The sequence below is a fragment of the Streptomyces sp. CBMA29 genome (genome assembly GCF_014596445.1).
Taxonomy (GTDB): domain Bacteria; phylum Actinomycetota; class Actinomycetes; order Streptomycetales; family Streptomycetaceae; genus Actinacidiphila.
Genome location: NZ_MECL01000165.1, coordinates 1 through 10498, shown reverse-complemented (window position 1 = coordinate 10498; position 10498 = coordinate 1). Strand labels below are relative to the sequence as shown.

At 71.9% G+C, this 10498-nt stretch carries 7 protein-coding genes; 4 read left to right on the top strand and 3 right to left on the bottom strand.

What is annotated here, in order from left to right; translation table 11 throughout:
• The first annotated feature begins 81 nt into the window (after positions 1-81).
• On the top strand, positions 82-870 hold the full coding sequence (locus BGM09_RS21800) for a DsbA family oxidoreductase (protein WP_188283351.1): 789 nt from the start codon (positions 82-84) through the stop codon (positions 868-870).
• 1 nt (position 871) lies between these two features.
• On the opposite strand, the gene BGM09_RS21795 is transcribed toward BGM09_RS21800, so the two are convergent.
• Entirely contained in the window at positions 872-3025 is a 2154-nt protein-coding gene (locus BGM09_RS21795; RefSeq protein WP_411158349.1) for a sigma-70 family RNA polymerase sigma factor, read from the bottom strand.
• 254 nt (positions 3026-3279) lie between these two features.
• Positions 3280-4224: a TetR/AcrR family transcriptional regulator gene (locus BGM09_RS21790; protein WP_188283350.1), complete on the bottom strand. Its 945-nt coding sequence runs from the start codon at positions 4222-4224 to the stop codon at positions 3280-3282.
• Between the two features lie 309 nt (positions 4225-4533).
• Here BGM09_RS21790 and BGM09_RS21785 point away from each other — a divergent pair, with 309 nt between their 5' ends.
• Complete coding sequence (locus tag BGM09_RS21785) at positions 4534-5901, top strand: NAD(P)/FAD-dependent oxidoreductase (RefSeq protein ID WP_188283349.1); 1368 nt, start codon at positions 4534-4536, stop codon at positions 5899-5901.
• A gap of 113 nt (positions 5902-6014) precedes the next feature.
• The gene (locus BGM09_RS21780; RefSeq protein WP_188283348.1) at positions 6015-7769 is read left to right on the top strand and encodes a SpoIIE family protein phosphatase; all 1755 of its coding nucleotides are present in this window, start codon (positions 6015-6017) and stop codon (positions 7767-7769) included.
• A 148-nt stretch (positions 7770-7917) separates the two neighbouring features.
• Here BGM09_RS21780 and BGM09_RS21775 read toward each other — a convergent pair whose 3' ends face one another.
• Positions 7918-9297: an MFS transporter gene (locus tag BGM09_RS21775; protein ID WP_411158348.1), complete on the bottom strand. Its 1380-nt coding sequence runs from the start codon at positions 9295-9297 to the stop codon at positions 7918-7920.
• Positions 9298-9413: 116 nt separating this feature from the next.
• Between BGM09_RS21775 and BGM09_RS21770 the strand changes: the two genes are divergently transcribed.
• Complete coding sequence (locus tag BGM09_RS21770) at positions 9414-9974, top strand: MarR family winged helix-turn-helix transcriptional regulator (protein WP_188283347.1); 561 nt, start codon at positions 9414-9416, stop codon at positions 9972-9974.
• The last annotated feature ends 524 nt before the right edge of the window (positions 9975-10498 follow it).

The following is a 10498-nucleotide window of genomic DNA, read 5'->3' as shown; positions in this document are numbered from 1 at the left end:
CGCGTCCTCGTTGACCTGGGAAACCTTGATTGAGCATTCAAGGAATAGTCAGTGCCCGCCTACGCCCGGAAGTGAAAAGCCTTGAAAGTTGAGATCTACTCCGATATCGCCTGCCCCTGGTGCTACCTCGGAAAATCCCGCTTCGAGCGCGCCCTCGCCGCTTTCCCGCAGGGAGATTCGGTCGAGGTGGTCTACCGGCCTTTCCAGCTCGACCCGTCCGCGCCCGAGAGCCCGCAGCCGCACCGCGAGGTGCTGGCGAAGAAATTCGGGCCGCAGGCCGTGGCCATGGACGACCGGCTCGCCGCGATGGGCGCCGCCGAAGGGCTGACCTTCGACTTCGACACGGTCGTGGAGAACAACTCGCTGCTCGCCCACCGCCTGCTGCGCTTCGCCCTGGACACGTACGGCCCCGAGACGCAGAACCGGCTCAAGGGCCGCCTGATGACCGGGCACTTCGGCGAGGGCCTGGACATCGGCGACCGTACGGCCCTGACGGACGCGGCCGTCGCGGCCGGCCTCGACCGGGACGCGGTCACCGCCTTCCTCGCCGGTGACGACCTGCGCGACGAGGTCGTGGCGGAGATCGACCAGGCCCGGCAGATCGGCATCACGGCGGTGCCGACCTTCGTCTTCGAGGGCAAGTGGGCGGTGCAGGGCGGCCAGGAGACGTCCGTCTTCCTCCAGGCGCTCGAACAGGTCGCCAAGGACGAACAGGACGAACAGCTCGCCAAGGACGCCGAGGACTCGGCCGCCGCCGGTACGGGAGACGCCGCCGGTACGGGAGACGCGGCTGCGGACGCCGCCTGCGCCGACGGCGTGTGCGCGGTCCCGCCGGCCACCGCCACGGACGCACCGGCCGCGAACAGCTGACCTACGAGCAGCTGATCACCGAATCCGCCCAGTCGGCCAGATTCGCCAGCCCGAGGCCGAGCCCGCCGCCGTGCCGCCCCTCGGGATCGACCACGAGCCGGATCGTCCTGTACCCGCTGATCCCGACGTGCACGGGCACGGCCGCGTCGCCGCCGCGTACGACACCCGACTGCCACAGCCGGGTGTCGTCGCCGTACACCGAGAAGCGGGCCGCGCCGAAGCGCCCGGTCAGGCTGTCGATCCCGGCGCGCGCGTCATACGTGACGCATGCCTGGTTGAGGTCGATGGTCAGTGACGACGGCGCGTGGACGCTGATGCCGTGCTCGTACCGCGTACCGCCGATCGTCAGACCCCAGCGGTCCCACCACCAGCTCGTGACCGACGGCCGGATCGTCGGCCCCGAGGTGTCGCCGAGCCCGCTGATGCCCAGGGAATTGACCTTGTACGCGGTCGGCGCGGGCGGCGGAGGGGTCGGTGTCGGAGTCGGCGCTGGAGTCGTCGGGGTCGGCTTCGGCGGCGGCGGTACGACCGGCTTCGGCTTCGGCGCGGGCTTGGGACTCGGCTTCGCCGGAGTCGGGGTCGGGGTCGGCTTCGGCGGCGGAGTCGTCTTCTCGACCGGCTGTACGGGCGGCGGCGGTACGACCGGTTTCGGCTTCGGCGCGGGCTTCGGCGCGGGCGGCGGGGGAGTGGTCACCACCGCGACCGGCGGCGGTTTGGGCTGGGCCTTCGGCGGCGCCTTCTCGTGGCCCCCGGTGAGGGCCAGCGCGAACGCCGCCGCAGCCGCCGCGACCACCACGGCCGCCGCGATACCGACCTTGGCGGGCGCGCCGAGCCCTTCGGACGCGGCGCCTCCCGCGGCTGCGCCGCCCGCGCTCGACGTCGTACCCGACCCGGCAGCGGCGGCGGCCACACCTCCCGCGGCCCCCGCCGCGCCGACCGCTCCGCCGACGGCGACGATCCCGGCGGCCTTGGCGGCGTAGACGGCGGCGAACCAGCCGATGTACGCGACCGGCAGCAGTCCCTTGAGCGCCGAGTTGAGGTCGGCCAGCTCCAGCGAGGCGGCCGTGCACCGCTCGCACTCCTTCAGGTGCCTGCTCAACTCCCGGTCCGCGCGCATCCGCAGGCCCCCGCGCGCGTGCGCGCCGAGCCGGTCGGCGTACCGCGCGCACTCGCCCTCGGCGGTCAGCGTGGAGCTGACGTGCGCCTGGAGATACGCCTGGCGCAGGCCCTCGCGGGCCCGGTGGGCCAGGACGGCCGTGGCATTGGGCGTGAGTCCGAGCAGCGGCGCGATGGCGGACGGCGACTCGTCCTCGACGGCGGTGTGCCACAGCACGGTCTGCCAGCGTTCGGGGAGCGTACGGAACGCCTGGACGGCCAGCGTCTGCTCGGCCTCCTGCATGGCCCGTACGTCCGCGCCGAGTTCGTTGGTGTCCTCGGTGGCCGTCGAGCCCGCCGCGGAGACGGCGAAGACGGCGAAGTCCTCGACCAGGTGCTCGCGCTTGGCGGTGCTGCCCCAGGACGCGGCGACCCGGCGCACCGTGGTGAGCAGATACGCGCGGACCGCCGACTCGGGGCCGCTGCCGCCGCGGATCGCCTGGAGCGTACGGGCGAAGACCTCGCCGGTCAGATCCTCCGCGGTGTGCGCGTCCCGGCAGCAGGTGCGTGCGTAGCGGCGAACCGATTCGGCATGCCGCCGGTACAGCTCCTCGTACGCGCTGTCCTGCCCGCCGCGCACCCGCGCCACCAACTCGGCGTCGGACAGCGCGGATTCGAGGGCGTCGGCCTCGGCGGAGGTGGCGTGCGCGGGATGGCCCTGCACGGAGAGCAGGTCGTCGTCGGCCGGTGCCTCGGTGGCCGGTGTCTGGGTGGCCGGTGCCTGGGTGGCCGGTGTTCCGGCGGACGGCGGCGCGGCGGGTGCGGGCACGCGGCCGGATTCCGGGGCAGCGGTACGGCCCGGCTCGCGGCCCGTGCCCCAGTCGGTCTCACGCGCGCCGTCGCCGGATTCCTCGCGGGCTTCCCCGCGGACGTCGTCGCGTGCGGCCGGGTCGCGCTGCCCCGGCACTTCGCGCTGTCCCGGCACCCTGCGCGAGGGCAGCCCGTCGCCGGTCTCCGGGCCCGCGGCGGGAGCGCCGGACTCGCCGTTTGCCTCTTCCACGGGGCAAGCGTGGCACAGGAGGGCGGGCCGGAGTCACGGGATACCGGGGAACCACTCATCCGTGGAGAGATCGTTCACGATTCCTCTACGTTCACCCGATCGGTGGAGCGCGTGATGCCGACCCGAGCGACGCCGGGTCGCGCGACGTCCAGCCGCGTGACTCCGAGCGCCCTGTGCCGAGCCGTTTACATCGAGCCGTGTCCTTAAGCCGGGCCGCGTTGTCGGGCCCGGCCCTGTCGTCGGGCCGAGCCGCGTTACGCCGGCTCCTGACCGTCCGTCACGGCCTCGCCCCGTGCCGCCGCGCCCCCTGACGGGGTGTCGGCCGCCCGCTCGCCGGGCCGCGAGCGCAGCCCGTCCAGCAGGATGTCCAACAGCCGGGCCGAGGCCGCCGCCTGCTGCTCGGGGTCGGGCAGCGAAGGCGCCGAGGTGGCGATGACCAGCAGGACGTCGGCCACCGACACGTCGAGGCGCAACTCGCCCGCCTCGCGCGCCCGGTCCACGAGCCGTCCGACGACGTCGAGCAGTGCCCGAATGCCGTCCTGGTCGCTGCTCCGGTCGGCGCCGCCGTCGCTTCCGCCGCCGATGTCGTCACGGCCCGCGTGGTCCGCGACCTCACCGGCCGGTCCCGTGACCGTTCCCGTAACCGGACCTGTGCCGGTGCCCGCTGACGTCGGTGCCGCAGCGCTCCCGGCCGCCGTCGCGAACGGATTGCGCTGCTGCGGCACCCGGTTCGGCTCGACGCCCAGCGGCGACGTACCGCCGTGCTCCGTACCGGCGCCCGTCGACGGGCTCTGCACCCGCAGCACCTGCGGCGGCAGCAGCCGCCCGGCGCCCGAGGCGACCGAGGTGCGCAGGAAGCGGGCCAGCGCCGACCACGCCTCGTTCTCCTGGCCGAGCGCCGTACGCGCCTGCTCGGTCAGCCGCGCCGTCTCCTCCTCGGCGATCCGCCTGACCAGCACGTCCTTGCTCGGGAAACGGCGGTAGACCGTACCCACGCCGACCCGCGCGCGGCGGGCGACGTCCTCCATCGGAGCCCCGTACCCCGACTCGCCGAAGACTTCACGCGCGGCCCGCAGTACGTGTTCCAGATTGCGCTGCGCGTCGACGCGCAGCGGTGCCGGACGGTTTCCGCCGACGGCGCCGACACCGCCGTCCGAACCGGCCGCGGCCGTCGTCCACTGAGAGTCCTGAATGTGCATATACGTATCCCCCGGAAAATTCGCGTCTCCCCCCGGAGACTCCCCGCTCATGGGCGATCATCAGTACGCGTCCCCCGCAGTACTACGAGATACGAACATAGTTGAGCCCACGTCAAGAAAGAAGGGGGTTGTGATCCGACCGGCGCGCGCCCCCGATCGGAGCAACGGGCGCCGTGCACTTCCGTGCGGCCTTTGCCCGGTGATGCGTGCGCCGCTGACCTGCTGCGTCGCCGAACCCGTCGAAGAAACCGGGGAATCATCACGTCCGCGCTGTGGACAAACGGCTATGGTCCATTGCGTCATGGAGCAATGACGGAGTCGGCAGCGAGGAACAGAGCAGGCATCCCGCGCATTCTCGTGGTGGGCGGCGGCTATGTCGGGATGTACACCGCACTGCGGTTGCAGCGGAAGCTCAAGCGCGACGAGGCCGAAGTCGTCGTGGTCGAACCACAGCCGTACATGACGTACCAGCCCTTTCTGCCCGAGGCCGCCGCCGGATCCATCTCCCCCCGCCATGTCGTCGTACCGCTGCGGCGGGTGCTCGGCAAGTGCCGGATCGTGGTGGGCGAGGCGCGCGGCATCGATCACGCCAAACGCGTGGCGAGCATCGCCACCCCGGTCACCGACGAGGAGGGCGGCGACCTGCTGGAGCTCGCGTACGACCAGCTCGTGATCGCGCCGGGCTCGGTCTCCCGCACCCTCCCGATCCCCGGACTCGCCGAGCACGGCATCGGTTTCAAGACCGTCGAGGAGGCGATCGGGCTGCGCAACCACGTGCTGGAACAGCTCGACATCGCCTCCTCCACCCGCGATGTCGACGTCCGCGAGGCCGCGCTGACCTTCGTCTTCGTCGGCGGCGGATACGCGGGCGTCGAAGCGCTCGGCGAGCTGGAGAACATGGCGCGTTACGCCGTGCGGTACTACCACAACATCCGCCCCGAGGACATGAGATGGGTCCTGGTCGAGGCATCCGGCCGCATCCTGCCCGAGGTCGGCGAGGAGATGGGCAAGTACGCGATCCGCGAGCTGCGCGGGCGCAACGTCGACATCCGGCTGGAGACGCGGCTGGAGTCGTGCGAGAACCGGATCGCCGTACTGTCCGACGGCGAACGGCTGCCCACCAGGACGGTGGTCTGGACGGCGGGCGTCAAACCGCACCCGGTGCTGGCCGCGACGGACCTGCCGCTCACCGACCGCGGACGGCTGCGCGCCGAGGCCACCTTGCGGATCGCCGGTTCGGAAACGGCGTGGGCGGCGGGCGACGCGGCGGCCGTGCCCGATCTGACGGCGCGGGAGCCCGGCACCGACTGCGCCCCCAACGCCCAGCACGCCCTGCGACAGGCCCGCGTCCTGGCCGACAACGTCCTGGCCACGCTGCGCGGCCGGCCGCTGACCGAATACCGCCACAAGTACGCGGGCTCGGTCGCCTCGCTCGGGCTGCACGAGGGTGTCGCCTTCATCTACGGGCGCAAACTCAAGGGTTACCCGGCCTGGTTCATGCACCGCGCCTACCACCTCAGCCGCGTCCCCACCTTCAACCGCAAGGCCCGTGTCCTGGCGGAATGGCTGCTCGCGGGGCTCTTCAAGCGCGAGATCGTCTCGCTCGGCTCACTGGAACACCCGCGCGCCGAATTCGAACTGGCCGCCGGATCGCACCGCGATCCCGACGCCCCCTGACCCGCCCCGGACGCCGCGCGATTCCCCCCGGGGTCGCCGGTCGGCCACACTGGTGGCGTGACCACGCGTGCGCCAGCACCTGCAAAGAGTGACAAATACGAGGAATCGGACGTTTGAACCTTACGCGTTGGAGCGCCCGGCTCCCCGGAACACAGCGACGCAGTGCCGTACCCGCGGCGCGCGCCAAAGTCGGCGACCCCGCGCGCGCCGACGCGGCCGACCCCGCGACGGCGCCGCAGGACGCGGGCAGTGGCACCGCCCCGGACGCCGACCCCGAAGGCACCCGCCAGGCCCCCGGCTCGCCGGCGGGCCAGGCCACGGGTCCCGTGCCCACCGCAGGCGGCGCCGTCACCGACGAACCGTCAGTCACCGGCGTCCTCAGCCGCCTTCCGGCCCTCATCGCCGTCACACACGGCCCCGCCCACCGCGTGGACTTCGTCAACGACGCCTACACGGAGGTCTTCGGCGCCCGCACCACCGGCGCCCCGGCCCGCGACGCGCTGCCCGAACTCGACGAGCTCGGCCTGCTCCCGCTCATGGACCAGGTCCACCGCAGCGGCAAACCGCGCACCGTCAAGGCCCGCAAGGTGGTCGGCGGCGACGACCGGTCACCCGCCAAACCCGGCTACTTCACCTTCACCTGCACCCCCGTCAGGGCGGGCGACCCCGACCCCGAGCGCCGCGGCGTCCTGGTCTTCGCCGCCGACGTCACCGACCAGGTGCACTCCGCCGAGCGCCTGCGCGAGAGCGAACGCCGCCTCCACGAGACCGCCGTCACCCTCCAGCGCAGCCTCCTCCCGCAGGAGCTCGAACAGCCCGACGACCTCCGCGTCGCCGCCACCTACCAGCCCGGCGGCACCGACGCGGCCGTCGGCGGCGACTGGTACGACGTGATCACCCTCGGCGCGGGCCGCACCGCCCTGGTCATCGGCGACGTGATGGGCCGGGGCGTCCGTGCCGCGGCCGTCATGGGCCAGCTCCGTACCGCCGTACGCGCCTACGCCCGGCTCGACCTGCCGCCGCACGAGGTCATCCAGCTCCTGGACGGCCTCGCCTCGGAGATCGACGCCACCCAGATCGCCACCTGCGTCTACGCCGTGCACGACCCCAGCGAGGGCCGCCTGTCGTACGCCACCGCGGGGCACCTGCCGATCCTGATCCGCGATCCCGACGGCACCGTCCGCCGCGCCGACGAACCCACAGGACCGCCGCTCGGCACCGGCGGCTGGATCCACACCTCGGGCTCGGTCGCCCTCGGCCCCGGCTGCACCGCCGTCCTGTACACCGACGGCCTGATCGAGCGGCGTGGCGAGGACATCGATGTCGGTGTGGACGCCCTGATGTCGGCCCTGTCCGGCGCGACCGGCGCACCCCAGGTGATCTGCGACCGCCTGATGCGCGCCCTCGGCGTCACCTCGGAACACGACGACGACGTGGCCGTCCTCGTCCTCCAGTACCCGGACCGCACCGGTAGCGAGGCCGAGCTCTTCCGCAACGCCTCGCTCGAACTCCTCGGCGGCGTCGAGGCCGCGCCCCGCGCCCGCGCTTTCGCCTCCGGGGTCCTCGCCTCCTGGCGCTTCCCCGTCGAACTGCGCGACCTCGGAGTCCTCGCGGCCAGCGAACTCGTCGCCAACTCCCTCAAGCACGGCACCCCGCCCATGCGGCTGCGGCTGCGCCGCACCGACCGGCGGCTGATCATCGAGGTCACCGACGGCGACGACCACCTGCCGCGCCGCCGCCGCGCGGAACCCGGCGACGAGGCCGGGCGCGGCATCTCGATCATCGCCACCGTCGCCTCGTCCTGGGGCTCCCGCCGCACCCCGGGCGGTGGCAAGGCCGTCTGGTGCGAATTCGCCCTGCCGGGCTGAGAGCGCCGGCGGGGTGAGGCGGGCGGGGTGACGACGGCGCCGCCTTCGCCGGGCCGTGGCCGTCGGGGGTCCGGGTCCGTCCGGGTCCGGGGCGACCGCCTTGCCGAGGGCTGGGCAGGCCCTCGGGCAGGAGGGGGCGGGGTGCCGCCTACCGGGAGGCGGTCGCGGCCGGTTCCGGGCCCGCTTCGGCCGTGGCGCCGACGGGCGCGGCCGGTATTCGAGCGGCCGGATCGGCGTCCGCGTCCGTCCCGGCGGGGAGCCGCGGCGCGGAACGGGCGACCACACGGGCCGCCGCCAGATGCGGACTGTCCTGCAAGAGCGTGAGGTGCCGCCCCATCCGCAGCGCGGTCACCGAGATCGCCAGCGAGCAGACCACCAGCATCACGATGTACGCCCCGTACGCGCCCGCACCCGCCATCAGGCCGCCGACGGCGGGACCGAGGGCGAGAGCGAGCTGCTTCACCAGAGCGAACGCCGAGTTGTACTGACCGACCATCCGCGCGGGCGCCAGATCGGCGACCAGCGGAGCCACGGTCGGCGCCAGCATCGCCTCGCCGAGTCCGAACAGCGCGTACGTCGAGATGATCGCCGCGACCGCCATCGCATGGCTGCCGTGCACCAGCCCGGACGCCCCGGCTACCAGCCAGGCGACCGTCCAGACCAGACCGACCGCCGCGATGACTCGGCTGCGCCTGCGCTGCTCGACCAGTCGCAGCACCACGAACTGCGCCAGCACGATCACGGCGGTGTTGGCCGCGAGCGCCACGCCCAGCGTGGTCGGCGAGATCCGGGTGACCTCGACGGCGAACGCCGAGAGCCCCGACTCGAACTGCCCGTAGCAGGCGAAGAACATCACGAAGCCCAGCACGGACACCATGACCATCGCCCGGTCCCCGAGCAGCAGCCGCCAGCCGCCGGAGGCAGCGCCGTCGGACCGCACCGCTCCGTCGACCTGCGGCGCGTGCGGCATGCGCACGGTCGCGATGACCGCGCCCAGCACCAGGAACATCGCCGCCTCGATGGCGAAGAGGCGGATGAACGACGCCGGATGCGCGGTGTCGACCAGCAGACCGCCGAGCAGACCGCCGAGTCCGAGACCCAGGTTGTTGAGGAAGAACTGCGTGGCGAAGGCGCGCGACCGCGTCGCGGTCGTCGAGCACCACACGATCATTGTCGCCAGCGCGGGCTGAACCACCGCTATACCGGCACCGAGCGCACCGGCCGCCGCGATGACCACCGGTTCACTGCCGGACAGCCCGAGCCCCAATGACCCGGCGGCGGCCAGCACTGTACCGACCACCGCGACCGGCACCGGTCCGCGCTGATCGATGACCCGACCGGTGAAGGGCAGCACGAAGAGCGCCGCCACGGCGAACGTCGCGAGCACCACACCTGCGGTCCCCGCGCCCAGCCCCCGCACCTGCGAGACGTAAATGAAGGTGAACGGGACCGTGAAGCCGTTCCCGAACGCGCTCAGCGCTGTCCCCACCTGGATCCGGCGCAGCGCCGTGCCCATAGCCGTTGTCACACTCACCCCACTTGACCAGTGAGTCTTCGCCTTGAAGACTTCAGCATTAAAGTTCGAAGCTAAAGGCTACATCGCGAAGGGCTTTAGCGCAAAGGGTTCCGTGCCATACTCGAAGGATGACCGCAGCCGCAGGTTCACCGGGGGCGCCGCAGGAGCTGGACCTCGACGCCCAGATCGCCGCCTACCAGCGCGAATTCCCTGAGGTCGACCCCCAGGTGGAGAAGGTCGTCACCGCCCTGGGCCGCCTCAACCGCCGGATGAACGTGGCGTACGGCCGCCAGCTCGTCGATCTCGGCATCAGCAGCTCCGAGTGGGAAGTCCTCAAGGCGCTCGTCGTCGTCGGCAAGCCCTACCGCCTCGGCCCCGGCGACCTCGCCAAGCGCCTCGGTCTCACCCCGGCCGCCATGACCCACCGGATCGACCGCATGGTCGCCGAGGGCCTGGTCACCCGCGAGCGCGACGAGACCAACCGCGTCCGGGTCATCGTCGAACTGACCGACGAGGGCCGCGACAAGTGGCTCCAGACGATGCGCCTGGCCGCCGTCTTCGAGGACGAGCTTCTCCAGGACCTCACGGCGGTGGAACGCGCCGCCCTCGGCGAGATCCTCACCCGGCTCCTGCGCCGCGTCGAGTACAGCCAGCCGGACGCCGGCGGCCGGCTCGAAGACCTGGACTGACCCGCGTGATCGGGACCACCTTGCCCCGAGTTGACATGGGTGGTCCTCGTCCGTAGTGTTCTCCGAGTTGTCCGACGTGAGCGCCGACTCCGGTCGGTCCCCGGACAGCGATTCCGCAGGAACCTTTCGACCATGAGCGACTGCCTTGTGTTGTCGCGTTGTTGTCGTGCGTTTGTGTGTTTTGGCGGAATGCAGGCGGTGTTTCGTTCGACCGGACCGATTTGGCCGGGCGGTACGGGATCAGCTAATGTCTCACTCGTCGGAACGGCCGAACAGCCGGAAAGACAAGCCCCGCTGACTGGGGGTCAGGCACTGGAAAGCGTCTGATAGAGTCGGAGACACGACGAAGGGAAAGCCCGGAGGGCCGGTGAAACGGTCTGAAGGAAGCTTCCGTTCTTTGAGAACTCAACAGCGTGCCAAAAGTCAACGCCAGATATGTTGATACCCCGTCTCGTTACGAGACGAGGTTCCTTTGAAGAACAGAACACAGCGAGGACGCTGTGCGCGACTGGGATTATTCCTCC